Genomic DNA, 16,758 nt, shown 5'->3' on the forward strand with positions numbered 1-16,758 from the left:
CCGAACGGAGGGATAGTTATGAAAAATATCATTACGACGATTGATCAATGGGCGATCGATCAACCAGAGGCGTTAGCCTACCAATCTGAAACAGCCAGCTATTCTTATCAATTATTGCAGCAGTGGTCTGATAACTTAGCGCAGTATTTAGCAAAACAAACCGCAGCCAAAACACCAATCGTTGTTTTTGGTGAGCTGGAGTTTGAAATGATCACTAGCTTCATAGGGGCAGCCAAAAGCGGTCATGCTTATATTCCAATCGAATCGAACACACCCTTAGATCGCATCCAATTGATCTTAGACGTCGCGCAACCTGCTTTAGTTTTAAGTGTGTTGCCATGGCCTGAGGAACTGGCGACGGAGATTCCCGTCGTTACACCAACTGAATTGGCTCAAATTTTTAAAACAGAACAAACACAAATCGAATTGCAGCCAGTGAAGGATGATGAGACGTTTTATATTATCTTCACTTCTGGTACGACGGGTGTACCAAAAGGGGTACAGATCAGTCATGATAATTTATTGAGCTTTACGAATTGGGATCTGCAAGATTTCGGTATTCAGCCAGGAATGCGTTTCTTGTCCCAAGCGCCGTATTCCTTTGATCTATCCGTGATGAGCGTTTATCCTGCTCTTTGCAGCGGTGGTACCTTGATCCCGATGGAAAAAGCCGTCATCAATGATTTTAAAAAGCTCTTCAGCTTTTTACCAAGCTTAGACTTGGAAATTTGGGTCTCGACGCCTTCTTTCATGGATATTTGTTTGATGGAGAAAACCTTCGATGGTGAACACGTTCCTTCATTAAAGATTTTCCAATTTTGCGGCGAAGAACTGACACGTAAAACAGCGGAAGAATTAATTCGGCGCTTCCCCAATGCCAAAATTTTTAATACGTATGGACCAACTGAAGCAACGGTGGCGATGACCTTGATCGAAGTCACCGCGGAAGTATTGGATCAATATGATCGTGTTCCGATTGGCTATATCAAAGAAGACACCGAGGTTTTAATTTACGATGAAGATCAGCTTGCAGCACCAGGTGAAGCCGGCGAGATCGTTATCAAAGGCCCTAGTGTTTCAAAAGGCTATTTGCATAATCCAGAAAAAACCGCGGCGGCCTTTTTCGAGATCGATGGCGTGCCAGCATACCATACCGGTGATGCTGGTCGGTTGCAGACAGATGGGTTATTGCTTTATGAAGGACGGATCGATTTCCAAGTCAAATTGCATGGCTTTCGGATCGAACTAGAAGATATCGATCATCATTTGGAACACGTTTCTTATGTGAAGCAGGCAACGGTAGTGCCAAAATATCAAGACCACAAAGTTCAACAGCTAGTGGCCTATGTCGTTGCAAATGACAATGACTTTGAAAAAGCCTATCAATTGACGAAGGCAATTAAAGAAGAGTTGGCTGAAGGCGTGATGGACTATATGATTCCGCAAAAATTTGTTTATGTGAATCAATTGCCACGGACAGCGAATGGCAAGATTGATCGTAAGCGGCTGATTAATGAGGTGAATAGTTAATGTATATCCCTCACATGGTGCCTTATGCGTCACCGATTTATTTCATTATTTTAATGGTTGCGTTGTTGCCACTGATCTTAAGTTTATTGCTTCGTGGTAAACGAATCAGTTGGTACCAATCTTTGATCACCGTATTCTTTTTGTATATTTCCTTTGGTGGAAAAGATTACCGTCAAGGAATCGCTTTGATTGGTTATGTAATCTTCCAAAGTATCTTGGTTTGGGGATATCACCAATACCGCAAAAATAAAAATCAAGCGAATATCTTTTATCTAGCGGCCTTTTTAAGTATTGTCCCATTGATTTTTGTTAAAGTGACGCCTTTTATGGATGGACAAAATTCTATCTTCGGTTTTCTAGGCATCTCGTATCTGACCTTTAAATCGGTTCAGATTATTATGGAGATGCGAGACGGCATGATCAAAGAATACAGTCCTTTGAATTACATCAAGTTTCTGTTGTTCTTCCCAACGATCTCATCAGGGCCGATCGATCGCTATCGTCGTTTTGAAAAGGACTTGAACGAGCCGCCTGCACCGGAAAAATATATCGATTTGTTAGGCTCAGGGATTCATAATATTTTTGTTGGATTTTTATATAAATTCATCATCGGCTATTATTTTGGTCAGGTTCTATTGCCGATCGCGGATCGGATGGCGATGCAGCACGGTGGAATTTCTTGGGGCTTAGTTGCTTATATGTACGTGTACAGCATGTATTTGTTCTTCGATTTTGCCGGTTATAGTTTGTTTGCGGTAGGGACAAGTAAGCTGATGGGCTACGAAACGCCGCCGAACTTTAACAAACCTTTCTTATCGTGGAATATCAAAGAATTTTGGAATCGTTGGCACATGACGCTTTCCTTCTGGTTCCGTGATTATATTTACATGCGCTTGATGTTTACCTTGATCAAAAAGAAAACCTTCAAAAGCCGGATCGTGGCTTCCAATGTCGGTTATTTCGCGTTGTTCTTGATCATGGGTGTCTGGCACGGTTTGACATGGTATTACATCGTCTATGGGATTTATCATGCGACCTTGATTTGTTTGACGGATGCTTGGCTGCGTTTCAAAAAGAAACACAAGAAACAGCTGCCGTCGAATAAATTTACCCACGCATTGGCGGTCTTCTTGACCTTCAATGCCGTCTGCTTGAGCTTTTTAATCTTCTCAGGCTTTTTAGACAAGTTATTCTTTCATAACTTTTTGATGCGTTAAAAGAGTTTTACTTATAAAAAATGAAATGGAGCGAGGAACATGGAAGACACATTATTCAGCATTTTAGAAGATATTACAGGAACAGATGAAGTAAGAGACAATCCAGATGTCGACTTATTTGAAGAAGGTTTGATGGATTCATTGGCAACAGTCCAATTATTAGTGGAGGTCGAAGGGCAATTAGGCGTTCAAGTTCCTGTATCTGAGTTCGACCGCGCTCAATGGAATACACCAAACAAAATCATTCAACAAGTGAAGGCTTTAGAAGCTTAATGAAAAAGAAACTCTTCGGTATCTTTGGCCCGATCCTTTTGGCGGCGGTCCTATTGGTTCTTCTGTTTTTTTCACCATTTAAGATCGACAGCAATGATCCGAAATTGATCAAGGCTGCCTCAAGTTCGATGGCGGGAAATGTCTTACGAGGAAACAGTATTACAAAGGAAGCTTTAAGTACCGATAAGTATGTACCGTTTTTTGGTTCTTCTGAGTTGAGTCGAATCAGCCCTTTCCATCCATCGGTCCTGGCTGAAAAATATGACCGTGGCTATACGCCCTTTTTGATGGGGGCGCCGGGGACACAGTCTTTGACCCAATTCATGATGATGCAGTCGTTAGGCAGTGAATTGAAAGATCGTAAGGCGGTCTTTATCATTTCTCCGCAATGGTTTGTTAAAGATGGGATTAAGCGTGATTATTTTGATGCCTACTATTCCCCAGAGCAAACCTTGAGCTGGTTGCTACGTTTAAAGAAGGTCCAAACCAGTGATCGCTATTTGGCTCAACGCTTGACTGACTATGGCGTAGTAAGAAAAGACGAACGACTAGATCGAATGCTGGCTGCCGTGAAGACTGGCAAATTACCGAACAAGACGGATGCGATGTTCAGCCGCTTGAAATTGAATATGCTGGAACGCGAGGATGAATTATTCAGTACCATCGGCATGGTAAGTAAGCAAGAGGCAATCGATAAAAATGTCAAAGCCTTGCCAACTGAATACAAACATAATGAGTTAAGCAGCTTGGCCGATCGATTAGGAGAGCGAGCAACTCAAGGAAATGAGTTCGGCATCCAAAAGCACTTTTATCAACAACGGATCAAACCGCATATGAATCTTTTTGCCGATTCACAAAAAAATTGGGATTATCGTTATTCGCCTGAATTCTCTGATTTTCAATTGGCCTTAGATCAATTATCTAAAGAACATGCGGACTGTCTCTTTATTATTCCGCCAGTAAATGGCCGCTGGGCTAAATACACAGGACTTTCTCAAGAGATGCTGCAGCAGTTTTCTGACAAGATTAAATACCAATTGACTTCTCAAGGCTTTAACAACATTGTTGACTACACTGATCAAGGGAACACGCCTTACTTTATGCAAGACACGATTCACCTAGGTTGGAACGGGTGGTTAGCGGCAGATAAAAAAATCGCACCATTCTTAAAAAATCGCCAACCGATCAAAGAGAATTACGCTATTAACAATACGTATTTCCTAAGTCATGAGTGGCAACAGACCAACCCGCTAGATATTAAATAAAAATAGACGTCAATCTCTTGAGATTGACGTCTATTTTATTGATATTTTTGGTAGTAGAAGATCGCTAGTTGGGTACGATCGCGAACCTCTAATTTTTCCAGCAGCTGACTGATATTGTTTCTGACGGTTCCCTCACTTAGAAATAATTCATGAGCGATCTCTTTATTATTTTTTCCGTTGGCAACAGCGAGCAAGATACTTTCTTCCCGCTCCGATAAATGGATCTTAGACTGTTTTCGCGGCGTTTGATCGGTTAAGATAGAGGCCAATTTTCCCACGATCTCCGTGCCAAAAACGGACTGTCCATTGTAGACAGCTTTAATCGACGGCACGATACTGGCTAAATCTTGCTTGATGAGATAACCTTTTACGCCGATCTGTAAGGCTTCTCGGATGTATTCGTCATCTGAAAAAGTGGTCAAAAGCAAGATGACTGCTTCGGGGACCTGTCTAAAAATTTCCTTGGCAGCTTCAATGCCAGTATTTTCTCCCATTCGAATATCGGTTAATAAAACATCCGGGCGTTCTTGTAAATATAAGGTAACGGCCTCTGAAGCTGAATTGCCTGTTCCTACCACCTGAATTTCCGCGGATACTTCTAAAATAGTTTTTAACGATTCCGTCACAAGCGGATCATCATCAACAACGACAACGCGAATCATATTCTTCCTCCTAACTTAAAAATAAAAAACGGGACTTTCACTTAACGATTGCTGCGCAGAGAAGTGTGAGTATTTTTCGGTAAGATGACATGGATCATAAAATTATTCGGCGTTTGTGCGACGTGTAATTGTCCGCCGATTTTGGTGACTCTTTGCCGCATACTCTTCAGCCCGATCCCATCGCCATTTCTTTTGGTCAGCGTCCCATTATCTAGAATCTGTAAACGATAAAAGGCCGGCATTTCATTGAATGAAAGTGTCACTTTGGTGGCGTTGCTGTGTTTCATCACATTAGCCAAAGCTTCTTTTAAAATCATCAGTAAGGTTCGTTCTTGTTCCTGATTCAAATGATTCGGAACCTCGCCACGGAGCTCTACTGCACAAAATTGAAAATCAGCGAGTAATAAATCTAATCCTTTTTCAAAAGACAACGATGTTTCATGCAAGTCATGGACGCTCTCACGAATATTATCCATACCCGTATGAATCGTTGAACGTAGCTGATTTAGTGGCTTTTTCAACGGTTCGTTTTGATTGATTGCTTCGATCGCCCCCAACTGGATGATCGCGCTAGATAATAAATGCCCGACATTATCGTGGATATCTCGAGCGATGCGATTACGTTCCTCAGAGATTTCGAGATCGATGAAGGTTTCTTGTGATTGGATTAATTCTTGATTCTTTTGTTTTAACAGCTCTTGCTTTTCCCAACTATCATCTTTTAGTTGCAACAAGGCTTCGCTAACTTCTTCTTGTTTTTTGCCCCGCCAGGCCAGAAGGACTGCAAAACAATTTAAACAAAAAAGCAACAGATTTTCAGACACAGAGTAGGTGCCTTGAAAGAACGGAACGATTAAGACGATTAGTACCCAGCTCCAAACAATCTCATCCCGCCAAGCAATCCGCAGATTTGCCGGCAGAAAAACAAGCAAGGTTGGCCAGAAAAAGCTCAAGATCAAGAGCGGGAACACGCCGACTGTCTGACCTAACATTTTTGGCAGCAACAAAGCTGGGCCAGCCAACAGAATACTGATCAATAAATAAATGATCATTTGCGGCTGAAAGCCCTGCTGAAAAATCAGCAGTATCCCAATCACTTCCAAAAAGAAAAAATCTACCCAATAATTATTTAAAGACTGCATTTTTTGTACCCGCTTCGTAATAAAGTATTTGTTTTCGAAAGAAAAAAATAATTTCAAACATCATTATGACTGATAACCAATGAATATATCGAATAATGACATTTGTCATTTTATCATTGGCGTAAATTCACTGTAAGTTTGCTCCTAATTTTATTATAGTAAATGTATGAAGAAAAGGAAAAGGGGTTTTTCAAATGTTGATTGAAATCGAAAACTTAGTGAAGCGTTATGGGGATTTTACAGCGCTGAATCATTTGAATTTAGCGGTTAAAAAGGGGGATATTTTAGGTTTGTTGGGGCCGAATGGGAGCGGAAAATCGACTACGATCAACTGCATGCTGTCATTGTTGACCTATGATCGCGGCTCAATCAAAATATTTGGCGAGGAAATGGGACCAGAAAAATACGGAATCAAGCAAAAAATTGGTGTGGTACCGCAAGAAATCGCGGTTTTTGAAGAGCTGAATGTCACTGACAATGTTGATTATTTTTGTGGCTTATATGTGCAAGAGAAAAAGCAGCGAGAGCTGTATGTGGAAGAAGTTATCCAGTTAGTCGGCTTGGAAGAATTTCGCAAGTTTTATCCCAAGCAGTTAAGCGGCGGGCTAAAACGACGTCTGAATATTGCTTGTGGCATCGTGCATAAACCGGAATTGATTTTCTTGGACGAACCGACTGTCGCAGTTGATCCTCAAAGCCGCAATAAAATTTTAGACAGTATCAAGGAGCTGAATCGTCAAGGGGCCACGATCGTTTATACGACTCATTACATGGAAGAGGTTGAAATTTTGTGTAACCACATCGTAATTATCGATCAAGGGCAAGTAATTGCTGAAGGCAGTAAGGAACAACTGAAAAATATGGTCCGAGAAAACGAAAAATTGATTATTGAAGTTCCCGGTTTAACTAAGGCACAGGTTGAAGCGGTGGAAGCTGTGCCTTCGATTTTAGAAGTCTCCTATGATGACAGCTATTTGCAAGTTACCACGAAAGACTTGAAGCAGGCGCTGTTACCGATCTTGAATTATTTTGAAGCGGAGAAGATCATGTACGCTAATATCCACACGCAGGAAGCAACCTTGAATGACGTTTTCTTAGAAATTACAGGCAAAGAATTAAGAGATTAGGGGGTGAGAAGATGTTTGTTCGGCTATTTATTTATCGTTTAAAGGTGCTGCTAAGAAATCGCAGTTTGCTCTTTTGGACTTTCGCTTTTCCTATCGTCTTAGGTCTGTTATTCAATTTAGCTTTTGGCAACTTGGATGATATATTGGCGCTGGAAACTTCAACGGTTGGGATCGTTGCCACTGATCAGTCAAAAGCGGATCAGTTTGAAGCAGTGTTGAAGCAAGTCAAAAATGAGGATGAAGTCGTTTTTAAAGGAAAAGAATTATCAAAAAAAGAAGCAAAAGCACAATTGTCTGATGATAAAATTTCAGGTTACTTTGAAATTGACGCCAAAAAAATCGAATTGTTCGTCAGCAAAAGCGGCACGCAGCAAACGGTCTTAAAGGAATTATTGAATCAATACTTACAAAATACGGATAAAGTCGAGAACTTAATGGCCTCAGGCGCGGTCCAGCCGCAAGCTATTGAACAAGCATTAGAACAAAAAAACTTTGTTCAAGATGGAAATGGAACAGGAAATTTTAACTTAAAATCCTTTTATTTCTTTACTTTAGTGGGGATGACAGTGATGTATGGCTTTATGTGGGGATTACGGAACGCGAATGATCAGCAAGCCAATCAATCGCCAGAAGGCATGCGGCTATGCTTGATCCCCCGAAATAAATTGCTGGTTTCCTTTACTAATATGCTAGCTAGCTTTTTCCTCTTTGTTGCTCAAGTGATCTTGATCCTAATGTTTTATCGGTTTGTCTATCAAGTTGAATTCGGAGACCATTGGAATTATATTTTACTGGTTTGTGGGCTAGGAGCTTTTACGGCAATTTCCTTTGGTACCTTGATCGGCAATGCCTTTTCGAAATTAGATTTCCAGCAAAAAATTTCCATCGGTATCTCGATTTCCATGATTATGAGTTTCTTAGCCGGGATGATGGGTTCGCAATCGATCAAATATTGGATTGATGTTCATGTCCCGCTGTTGGGACGAATCAATATCGTCAATCTGATTAGTGAAAGTTTGTATCAATTATTCTATTATCAATCCTTAGATTCCTTCTACATCAATCTGATTTGGCTAGCGGGCTTTGGTCTTTTGTTTGTGATAGTGAATTATTCTTTCGAGAGGAAGGTGCAATATGACCACTTATAAAGCGATTCTGCAAATTTTAAAGAAAAATAAGGGCAGTCTGCTGTTAGGTGTGATCATTATGGCGATCATTACTTTATTTTACGCGGGACAATTAACGAGGGACGCGGAAGAATTGACGGGAGCGAAGATTGCTATTCTCTCGAAAGATGATTCTAGCTTGGAAAAAGATTTTGTTGCTTACTTAGCGAAACAGCATACGATTGTAAACTTGCAAGATACCTCACAGAAGAGTTTGGATGATGCTTTGTATTTTGATGAAGTACAATACATTTTAGAGATTCCAAAAGATTTTTCTGCTAAATTATCCAAAGGAGAAACGGTTACATTAGCCAGCAAGACTCGACCGGCGACCTTTTCTCAATCGTTAGTCGATACAACCGTCAATAATTATCTGAACACCTATTTAACTTATCAAAAGCAACTGCCTTCGCTTAGTCAAAAAGAACTATTGGAAAAGACTAAGACCACTTTAAGCAAGGATGGTGAGGTCCATTTTGATTCCACCTATCATAAAAAGAAAAAACAAAATGTAACGGGTCAAATTTATAGTTTATTGGCTTATGGGATGTTCATGTCCGTTTTTAGCGGCTATGCGGCAGTCAATTTAGCCTTCAATCGTAAGGAGATCCGTGAGCGTAACAGCTGTTCGCCGATTTCTCGCCGGAAATTGGCCCGGAAGATTTCGCTTGGTAATTTGTCTTACGCGATCCTTTGCTGGCTGATCTTTCTTGCCTTTGTTCAGTTCGTTACCCGCGGCAGTTTTGATCAAGTGCACGGCTACTTTATTTTGAATACTGTTGCCTTCTTCATTGCCATCATCAGTTTTTCTATTATGATCACCAGTGTCCTGCAAAATGAGGATGCAATCACTGGCATCAATAATATTTTTATTATGGGAAGCTGTTTTATTGGCGGGGTCTTTGTTCCTAGCCAATTTTTACCGGATGTGGTGAATAAGATTGCGGCCTTTACGCCGACGTATTGGTTTGCTCAAAACAATGATCTGATTGGGAAGACTGTCGATTTCAATCAAAAGTTTTTAGTTAAATTTTTATTCCAATCGGGGATATTGTTAGCCTTTGCCGCCGCCTTCTGGGTGATCCACTTGATCACGATGCGAGAAAAAGGCACATGGTCGTTAAAGAAAATTCAAGCATAAATTAGAAGAGTTTGGGACAAACATGGTCAGCTTCAAGAAGTTGCGGCTTATTTCTGAAGAAGCTTCTGTCACACCCTTATACGTAAAAAGTCATTTTAGCGAAAACACCGCTAAAATGACTTTTTTATACTTCACGATAATATTGCTGCTCTTCACCAAAAAAGATTGGCAACAGATCATGTAAAGTCCCAGCCAGAGCTGCAGACTGTAAGTCTTCTTTAGCTACCCAAAAAAGATTTTCTGAGACTGCTTGTTTAGTAACGCTTGCGCGATAAAGGAAGGCCAGTTCACGTGTTCCAGCTGCTAAATTATTCCATTCAGCGGTCCCTTGCAGTCTAGGCTGGATCGCTAATCCAGTTTCTTCTTGGATCTCTCGGACAGCTGCAAGGTAGCTGCCTTCATTTTTTTCAACATGACCGCCGGGAAAAGTCCAGCCGGGCCAATCTTTCTTTTTCCGATCTTGGACTAGAATTTCCCCTTCTTCATTTTCAATCATTACCATCATGGTGAATTCTATCGCTAGTAAACGTTTCATTCTCTCACCTCCTTGTGATTATACAACATACTACGCAGATTTTTTTGACAATGGTATACTATTTCTAAGGAAAAGTGAGTATCCAACTGAGTCGGGAAGGCAAACGAGCACTCCTGTTTAATTAGGATATTCTTGAAGCAGAATAATTATTTTTTATAAAGTAGGAGGAATAGATTTGGAGAAAAAAGAAGAAGAACTACTGATTGATTTAACTTCTGCTCGCGGCATCGCGGGAAATGAAGAAGAAGTCAGAGAGGTTTTTAAGGCATATGCTAAAAACTTCGCAGACGATATTTTTTTTGACGGCTTGGGTAGTGTGATTGCAAAGCATGGCGCGGGTGGCGGGCCGAAGGTTTTCATTTCGGGACACTTAGATGAAGTCGGCTTTATGGTAACGAAGATCACGGAAAAGGGCTTCTTAGAGTTTCAAACGATCGGTGGCTGGTGGAACCAAGTCATGCTGGCGCAGCAAGTCGAGATCAAGACTCGTAAAGGGAAAATCATCCATGGGGTAATTGGTTCAAAACCACCCCATGTATTGACACCGGAAGCTCGTAAAAAACCGTTCGAGATCAAAGATATGTTTATCGATATCGGCGCTACAAGTCAAGAAGAAGCCAAAGAGTGGGGGATTCGTCCTGGCGATATGGTGACACCGTATATCCAATACCAACGCATGAACGAATCTAAATTTTTATTAGCAAAGGCTTGGGACAATCGGATTGGTACAGCAGTCGCGTTGCGGGTATTGGAAAACTTATCTCAGCGGGAACATCATAATGTTCTTTTTGCTGGCAGCGATGTGCAAGAGGAAGTCGGTTTACGAGGCGCTCGCACGAGTTCACATATCGTTAATCCAGATATCGCCTTTGCCTTAGACACCGGAACAGCTGGTGATACTCCAGGAATGACACCGAAAGAAGCGGATTCAGTCTTAGGAAACGGTCCGCAAATCTTAATCTATGATGCTTCGATGGTTCCTCACAAAAAATTATTGGATTTTGTAATTGATGTGGCGGAAGAATTAGCGATTCCTTTCCAATATACGGTGATTGCCGGCGGCGGCACCGATGCGGGACAGATGCATCTAACTAGAGACGGAGTACCTTCCTTAGCGATTACTGTACCGGTTCGTTACCTACATTCTCATACGTCAGTGATTCACGAAGAAGATTATTTGAATACCGTCAAATTAGTGACGGAGGTCGTGGCGCGTTTAGACAGCGAAACCGTCGGCGAGATCAAAAATTATTAAGACTACGGATTTTTCCGCGAAGAAGGAAGTTTATTAATATCAAGATGAGGAGTGAGTCAATGAAACTTAGTGAATATCGTCAAACTGCCAAGGATCGTTTAGGTGGTCAATGGGGGATCAATGTTGGATTAGTGGTGATTGTGGGATTGTTAACGGGAGCGATCAGTAGTGTCTCTACGATGCCCAATGATACGAATCTGCAATTAGGTTTTTCTTTCCTATTAAGTATTCTCGTAATCTTTGCCTTTAGTTATGCGCTTTATTATGTCAGCCTGTATGTGGTGCGTGGTGGACGAGCTGAGCTGGGTCAGATCTTTGTTGTTTTTCAAAAGGGTTACTATGTGCCGCTACTATTAATCAATATCATCGCGCAAGTCGTTCAATATGCCTTAGCGGCGATCTTCTTCATTCCCATGCTACTACAAGCTGGCAGTGGCGTCTACTTCTCCTTGATTTCATCAGGGGGAGTGACCAGTACAGATAATGTCAGTACCTTATTGAGTGTTGGATTGTTTGGTTTGTATTTCATTTTACTATTGGTCTTTTTATTAGTCACCACGATCATTAGTATTATTTTCAGATTCGCTGTTTGGGTCAAATTTGATTATCCTGATTTAAGTGTCAGTGAATCCATCAAGCGGGCGTGGCTATTATTGAAAGACCGCTGGGGCAAATATATCTTACTGCAGTTATCTTTCATTGGCTGGTATATTTTGGGCATAGTAGCTTTATTCGTTGGACTATTATTTGTGGTTGTTTATGTGAATACAGCGAGTGCGGCATTTTATGATCAAGCGGTCAAAGAAAAAATCGAGCAGGGGGAATTTGCATGAAATTAACCGTTTTAGGTTGCTTAGGTGCTTATCCTTATGAAGGTCACGGAACGACCAGTTATTTACTGCAGTCGGAAGGCTTCAATTTATTATTAGATGCTGGTAGTTCGACGTTAGTTGAGTTGGAAAAGGAATTAGATCCGTTAGATTTAGACGCGGTGATCCTGACCCATTATCACCATGATCACATCGCCGATTTAGGCGTGCTGCAATATTATTGGCAACTTTATCCAACCCAAACACCTAAACCGATTTTACCGATTTATGGACATACCGAAGATGAGTTTCATTTCAATGATTTAACGATGGAAGGGGTGTCTGAAGGGCATTCCTATTTCGAGGCAGAAGAATTGAAACTTGGTCCGTTTCTTGTTACGTTTATGAAGACGATCCACCCGGTGCCTTGCTATGCGATGCGCTTCGTGGAAGAAAAAACCGGAAAAGTGTTTGTTTTTACCGGCGATTCGGGCTATCTAGAATCCTTTAACGAATTCGCGAAGGACGCGGATTTGTTCTTAGCGGATACTTATTTATTTGACGGGAACGAACGTCATAAAGCGCATTTTACTGCTGGTGAAGCGGGAACATTCGCAAAAAACGCTGCTGTCAAAAAATTAGTGTTGACCCATCTGCCTCAACAAGGGGATTTAGAAAAACTGCGTCAACAAGCAGCGGCTGTAAGCAATGGGATTCCTGTTGAATTAGCAGCACCGCACAAAATTTTTGAGATATAGAAATGGAGTTGGGAAAATGCTCTACGTACCAAATGATAATGAACGTGATCCACGAATAAATTTAGCGATTGAAACGTATTTATTACAAAATATGCCTTTGGACGAACCGATTTTACTTTTTTATATCAATGAGCCTTCGATCATTATTGGCCGCAACCAAAACACGATCGAAGAAATCAATAAGGAATATGTCGATGAAAAAGGGATCCATGTTGTCCGCCGGTTAAGCGGTGGCGGCGCTGTCTATCACGACCAGGGGAATTTGAACTTTAGTTTCATCATGCCTGATGATGGCAATTCCTTCCGGGACTTCAAGAAATTGACAGAACCGATCGTGGAAGCCTTGCATAAACTAGGCATTGAAGGTGCCCAATTGAAAGGTCGCAACGACCTAGTAATCGATGACAAAAAATTCTCCGGCAATGCGATGTATTCGACGAATGGTCGCATGTTTGCTCATGGGACGTTGATGTTTGACAGCGATATTGATGAAGTCGTGAATGCGCTGAAAGTCAAAAAAGATAAGATTGAATCAAAAGGCATCAAGTCGATTCGCTCTCGTGTAACGAACATCAAAGATTATTTGCCACAAGACAAACAAGCCATGACTACTGAAGAATTCCGGCAAGCAATCTTGTTGCAAATTTTTGGCGTAGACGATGTCGATCAAGTCAAGACCCACGAATTGACTGATGAGGATTGGCAAGCAATTAACAAAATCTCTGATGAATATTATAAAAACTGGGATTGGAATTATGGCCGTTCTCCAGAGTTTAACTTGGAACGACAAAAACGGTTCCCAATCGGTTCGATCGAAGTGCGCTTAGATGTCGCTAACGGCTCGATTGAAAAAGCCAAGATTTTTGGTGATTTCTTCGGGTTAGGCGAGATCAAAGATGTGGAAGAACAGCTGATTGGTACCCGTTATGAGAAGCAAGCGTTGACTGAAGTGATCAATCAGCTTGATCTGACTCATTACTTTGGCAATATTACCAAAGAAGACTTTTTAACGTTGATTTATTAATTTAAAGAAAAAGCGGTTGTCCATCTTTATTGGACAACCGCTTTTTAGATTGAAAGAGTGATCTTAAAATATTGTTCTTTGTCTTTATTTTCCCAATGCCACTGGCCGTCAGCACTTTTTACGAAATGCTCCAAGGATTGATGCTCAACAGCTGTTTCTACTTGGATACTTTCAGCGAAGGAATGACGAGTAAAGACGTTCGTGCTGCTTTCAATCACTAGTTTTCCTGCTTGCTCTTGAATGATGATATCGACTGCACCATATTCATCGCCAAACAAAAAGTTTTCAAGCAACTGGATAATGATCAAAAGACTGTTTTCTCGCAATAATTCATGTTCTTTAGGAACCTTAATTTGATAAGTAAAAAACTTCGAACGCTTTGAAAATTCTTTCTGATAATAACTCGTTGCATGCTGTAGCACATGCTCCAATGATTGCAACTGGTCGTATTTACCGCTTTCCTGTTGTGCTAAAAGCTTAAAGGTTTGTAGCAAGTTCTGTTGCCGCTCGCCGCGAATGACCGCTTTTCGCTTTTTTTCTTGCTGTCGTTTGGCTTGCTCGCGTAAAAAGGCAAGATCTTCGCTAAAGTGATAGGAACAAATGATAAACATCAAGAAACTGAAGAGAATCAGCGGCCAGTCAATTGTTAAATTAGCTGCGCCAGCAAACAACTGAATATAGAAAAAGCAGTGGATAAAGGCAGCGATTACAATTGCTGGGGAACAAACTACATAAAAATGATTTTGATTCGCTGACTCGGCTAAAGCAATCGTTGCGGTATAAAGGGTCAAGAAAACATGAAAGCCATTAAAGACCTGCATCGTAACCGGCAGTGAGATTTGATTGATAAAAGTAAAAATCAATCCCGCGAACAAAATGAAGAATTGTAGGACAATCGCCGCTAAGTAAAATCGGTGATACATTTTAGTTCGTAATAAGTAATAGTTAGTCAAACAAACTGGAATCAAAATCCCGGTAAGATTATAAATCAACGACAAACTAGTAGGACTAAATAAGGTACTGGCTGGAATATTAAAAACGATTGATTGAAACCCAATTAAAAAGATAAAGCTCACTAAGAGCAGTGTCCCAATAACTCGTTGACGAGCAGGCTTTTTCCGTAAAAAAAGTAAAACCAGCGCCGCGATTATCGAGCCGAGACAGACAATCAATAAAATTAATTGTGGGATAGACTGAAGCACAAAGTAACGACTGATCTCAGATTTCTCTCCAATAAATACTTGAGCGGGGATTCCTGCGTAATATTCGTAAGGCGTATTAGTGATAATTCTTAATTTTTTTTGCTGATAGCCTTCAGGCAAGTGCAGCGTAGTCTGTAAAAGACCAGGCGTTGGGTTACGTTCGCTAGCAGCATATTGATATAGAAGCTGATCTTCCAAATAGACCGATACCCATTGATGATTTGCTCGAATCGCCAATTCAGGATTTTTCAATGGTGAATCTAAAATCTGTTGCATAATCAATGAATGATTAGGCCCGACATCTTTGATTCGCTGATCCGATTCACCAAAGACGAGATGGTCCGAACGATCCTTGACAAAAAAAGACCAATGCTCCGTTATTTGACGGACATTTGTTGTTTTTAAGTCAGAAAAAAACTTTGAAGAGCCTAATATAAGTGATAATAAAATAACCACAGATATGATAAGTTGTTTTCGCGTTAGAAGTTTTTTAAAAACAACTTTAAAATCTCTAAGAAACGGAATAAGATAACACCCCTTTTTTTATAAAAGCACCTAGCTGCAATACTTGTATGTATATTAATTTTAACATAAAGCATAAATCTTTCAAAATTTATTCCGCTTTTTTATTCATTACATAATGAAAAAATGGATTTTTTTGCTGAATATGCTATTATAATAATAAGAGGAAAATCTTTGTTCGGAGGAAAACCACGCGTGCGTAAACATAAAAAAATAACCATAGTATATATTTTTATGATCTTCTTTCTATTTGCCTTAGCACTAGTAACGATTGTTATTCCAAAAATACTCAATGTTACTCCTTATGTCGTAGAAGATAATAAAATGGCGCCGCAATATCGTAAAGGCGGATTGGTTTTTGTCAAAAATAAGGAGCGAGATATTCATGTAGGCGATCCAATCACCTATTATGAGAATCAAGGAAATGCAATCAAAACGCGCCGTGTCTTGGCGGTAGATGATCGCTTGGAAGGATATTTTGTCAAAGGGGATAATACGGATAAAGTGGAGATGGGCATTGTCCATAAACGCAACCTGATTGGAAGACCGTATTTCTATCTACCTTATATTGGCATCTTAGTGAATGCGCAGATCATGGGTGTTTTAAAAGTAAGTCTATTTTTGCTAGCGGTCCTGATGACTTTTTACGCGCTATTGGTTCCAGCAAGCATCCATCAATTTCGGCAACAAACAAAATAAGAAACCATTCCTCTGATTAGAAGAATGATTTCTTTTTTTATACGACCATATACCCGTTTGCAGTGAGGATGGAGCTGGCAGCCGCCTGTTTTTCTGTTTTGACTAAAATATAGTCGGTATTGTAAGTAGAGACGGCAAAAATACTAATGTCGGCATCTGCTAACAGCTGGGCGATCTTTGCTAGAATTCCAACTAAACTAAAATCTAGGATACCTTCTATTTTAAAGGCTTTCCAATCGTCTTCCCGCTCAATAGTGTCAGCAGGGACTTTATCTGTAGCCGAAACAACAGAGATTTCTTCGTCAGTCACACCAATAAACAACGGCTGCTGAGACAAGTCCAGCTCAGTTAACGCCGCGACTTGGTAAACGGACAATGCTTGCGGTAAGGCAATTAGTTTCATAGTACTTCTCCTTATATGATAATTTCGA

Annotated in this window: 17 protein-coding genes; 12 read left to right on the top strand and 5 right to left on the bottom strand. The window is 40.6% G+C overall.

Annotated elements, in window-relative coordinates:
- Positions 1-18: 18 nt before the first annotated feature.
- From dltA to dltD, 4 genes are read left to right on the top strand one after another with little or no spacing between them, the layout of a single operon-like run.
- Entirely contained in the window at positions 19-1,530 is a 1,512-nt protein-coding gene (gene dltA / locus RV00_RS00750) for a D-alanine--poly(phosphoribitol) ligase subunit DltA (RefSeq protein ID WP_071860696.1), read from the top strand.
- Positions 1,530-2,747: a D-alanyl-lipoteichoic acid biosynthesis protein DltB gene (dltB, locus tag RV00_RS00755; RefSeq protein WP_071860697.1), complete on the top strand. Its 1,218-nt coding sequence runs from the start codon at positions 1,530-1,532 to the stop codon at positions 2,745-2,747. The genes dltA and dltB overlap by 1 nt, the downstream gene beginning before the upstream one ends.
- Before the next feature lie 39 nt (positions 2,748-2,786).
- Positions 2,787-3,020, top strand: coding sequence for a D-alanine--poly(phosphoribitol) ligase subunit DltC (gene dltC, locus RV00_RS00760; protein ID WP_071860698.1), 234 nt, complete (start codon positions 2,787-2,789; stop codon positions 3,018-3,020).
- Positions 3,020-4,285 carry a D-alanyl-lipoteichoic acid biosynthesis protein DltD gene (gene dltD, locus RV00_RS00765; protein ID WP_071860699.1) on the top strand — a complete coding sequence of 422 codons (1,266 nt, stop codon included), beginning with the start codon at positions 3,020-3,022 and terminating at the stop codon, positions 4,283-4,285. The genes dltC and dltD overlap by 1 nt, the downstream gene beginning before the upstream one ends.
- A 35-nt stretch (positions 4,286-4,320) precedes the next feature.
- On the opposite strand, the gene RV00_RS00770 is transcribed toward dltD, so the two are convergent.
- Together RV00_RS00770 and RV00_RS00775 are read right to left on the bottom strand one after the other, a co-directional pair.
- Positions 4,321-4,947 (bottom strand): response regulator transcription factor, encoded by a 627-nt coding sequence (locus RV00_RS00770; RefSeq protein WP_071860700.1) that lies wholly within the window; start codon positions 4,945-4,947, stop codon positions 4,321-4,323.
- A gap of 41 nt (positions 4,948-4,988) precedes the next feature.
- Complete coding sequence (locus RV00_RS00775) at positions 4,989-6,089, bottom strand: sensor histidine kinase (protein ID WP_071860701.1); 1,101 nt, start codon at positions 6,087-6,089, stop codon at positions 4,989-4,991.
- Positions 6,090-6,283: 194 nt separating this feature from the next.
- Between RV00_RS00775 and RV00_RS00780 the strand changes: the two genes are divergently transcribed.
- The 3 genes from RV00_RS00780 to RV00_RS00790 are packed head-to-tail and all read left to right on the top strand — an operon-like array spanning position 6,284 to position 9,523.
- The gene (locus tag RV00_RS00780; protein ID WP_071860702.1) at positions 6,284-7,216 is read left to right on the top strand and encodes an ABC transporter ATP-binding protein; all 933 of its coding nucleotides are present in this window, start codon (positions 6,284-6,286) and stop codon (positions 7,214-7,216) included.
- An 11-nt stretch (positions 7,217-7,227) separates the two neighbouring features.
- Entirely contained in the window at positions 7,228-8,364 is a 1,137-nt protein-coding gene (locus RV00_RS00785; protein ID WP_071860703.1) for an ABC transporter permease, read from the top strand.
- Positions 8,351-9,523 carry an ABC transporter permease gene (locus RV00_RS00790; protein WP_071860704.1) on the top strand — a complete coding sequence of 391 codons (1,173 nt, stop codon included), beginning with the start codon at positions 8,351-8,353 and terminating at the stop codon, positions 9,521-9,523. Before RV00_RS00785 ends, RV00_RS00790 begins: the two co-directional genes overlap by 14 nt.
- 124 nt (positions 9,524-9,647) lie before the next feature.
- Here RV00_RS00790 and RV00_RS00795 read toward each other — a convergent pair whose 3' ends face one another.
- Positions 9,648-10,058, bottom strand: coding sequence for an NUDIX domain-containing protein (locus RV00_RS00795; RefSeq protein WP_071860705.1), 411 nt, complete (start codon positions 10,056-10,058; stop codon positions 9,648-9,650).
- A 175-nt stretch (positions 10,059-10,233) separates the two neighbouring features.
- On the opposite strand from RV00_RS00795, the gene RV00_RS00800 reads away from it, so the two are divergent.
- From RV00_RS00800 to RV00_RS00815, 4 genes are read left to right on the top strand one after another with little or no spacing between them, the layout of a single operon-like run.
- Positions 10,234-11,313 carry a M42 family metallopeptidase gene (locus RV00_RS00800; protein WP_071860706.1) on the top strand — a complete coding sequence of 360 codons (1,080 nt, stop codon included), beginning with the start codon at positions 10,234-10,236 and terminating at the stop codon, positions 11,311-11,313.
- 59 nt (positions 11,314-11,372) lie between these two features.
- On the top strand, positions 11,373-12,146 hold the full coding sequence (locus tag RV00_RS00805) for a DUF975 family protein (RefSeq protein WP_071860707.1): 774 nt from the start codon (positions 11,373-11,375) through the stop codon (positions 12,144-12,146).
- Positions 12,143-12,880 (top strand): MBL fold metallo-hydrolase, encoded by a 738-nt coding sequence (locus tag RV00_RS00810; RefSeq protein ID WP_071860708.1) that lies wholly within the window; start codon positions 12,143-12,145, stop codon positions 12,878-12,880. The genes RV00_RS00805 and RV00_RS00810 overlap by 4 nt, the downstream gene beginning before the upstream one ends.
- Before the next feature lie 16 nt (positions 12,881-12,896).
- Entirely contained in the window at positions 12,897-13,904 is a 1,008-nt protein-coding gene (locus tag RV00_RS00815) for a lipoate--protein ligase (RefSeq protein ID WP_071860709.1), read from the top strand.
- 44 nt (positions 13,905-13,948) lie between these two features.
- Here RV00_RS00815 and RV00_RS00820 read toward each other — a convergent pair whose 3' ends face one another.
- Positions 13,949-15,562 (bottom strand): MFS transporter, encoded by a 1,614-nt coding sequence (locus RV00_RS00820; RefSeq protein WP_071860710.1) that lies wholly within the window; start codon positions 15,560-15,562, stop codon positions 13,949-13,951.
- A 261-nt stretch (positions 15,563-15,823) separates the two neighbouring features.
- On the opposite strand from RV00_RS00820, the gene RV00_RS00825 reads away from it, so the two are divergent.
- A complete protein-coding gene (locus tag RV00_RS00825) occupies positions 15,824-16,327 on the top strand; it encodes a signal peptidase I (protein ID WP_071861033.1) in 504 nt (167 codons plus the stop codon).
- A 37-nt stretch (positions 16,328-16,364) separates the two neighbouring features.
- Here RV00_RS00825 and RV00_RS00830 read toward each other — a convergent pair whose 3' ends face one another.
- Positions 16,365-16,730, bottom strand: coding sequence for an ACT domain-containing protein (locus tag RV00_RS00830; RefSeq protein WP_071860711.1), 366 nt, complete (start codon positions 16,728-16,730; stop codon positions 16,365-16,367).
- Positions 16,731-16,758 lie beyond the last annotated feature (28 nt).

This window comes from Enterococcus devriesei, assembly GCF_001885905.1.
In the GTDB taxonomy this organism is placed as follows: Bacteria; Bacillota; Bacilli; order Lactobacillales; family Enterococcaceae; genus Enterococcus_A; species Enterococcus_A devriesei.

Coding starts and splice junctions, on each gene's coding strand:
- dltA (WP_071860696.1), top strand. CDS start 19: ATGAAAAATATCATTACGACGATTGATCAATGGGCGATCGATCAACCA.
- dltB (WP_071860697.1), top strand. CDS start 1,530: ATGTATATCCCTCACATGGTGCCTTATGCGTCACCGATTTATTTCATT.
- dltC (WP_071860698.1), top strand. CDS start 2,787: ATGGAAGACACATTATTCAGCATTTTAGAAGATATTACAGGAACAGAT.
- dltD (WP_071860699.1), top strand. CDS start 3,020: ATGAAAAAGAAACTCTTCGGTATCTTTGGCCCGATCCTTTTGGCGGCG.
- RV00_RS00770 (WP_071860700.1), bottom strand. CDS start 4,947: ATGATTCGCGTTGTCGTTGTTGATGATGATCCGCTTGTGACGGAATCG.
- RV00_RS00775 (WP_071860701.1), bottom strand. CDS start 6,089: ATGCAGTCTTTAAATAATTATTGGGTAGATTTTTTCTTTTTGGAAGTG.
- RV00_RS00780 (WP_071860702.1), top strand. CDS start 6,284: ATGTTGATTGAAATCGAAAACTTAGTGAAGCGTTATGGGGATTTTACA.
- RV00_RS00785 (WP_071860703.1), top strand. CDS start 7,228: ATGTTTGTTCGGCTATTTATTTATCGTTTAAAGGTGCTGCTAAGAAAT.
- RV00_RS00790 (WP_071860704.1), top strand. CDS start 8,351: ATGACCACTTATAAAGCGATTCTGCAAATTTTAAAGAAAAATAAGGGC.
- RV00_RS00795 (WP_071860705.1), bottom strand. CDS start 10,058: ATGAAACGTTTACTAGCGATAGAATTCACCATGATGGTAATGATTGAA.
- RV00_RS00805 (WP_071860707.1), top strand. CDS start 11,373: ATGAAACTTAGTGAATATCGTCAAACTGCCAAGGATCGTTTAGGTGGT.
- RV00_RS00810 (WP_071860708.1), top strand. CDS start 12,143: ATGAAATTAACCGTTTTAGGTTGCTTAGGTGCTTATCCTTATGAAGGT.
- RV00_RS00815 (WP_071860709.1), top strand. CDS start 12,897: ATGCTCTACGTACCAAATGATAATGAACGTGATCCACGAATAAATTTA.
- RV00_RS00830 (WP_071860711.1), bottom strand. CDS start 16,730: ATGAAACTAATTGCCTTACCGCAAGCATTGTCCGTTTACCAAGTCGCG.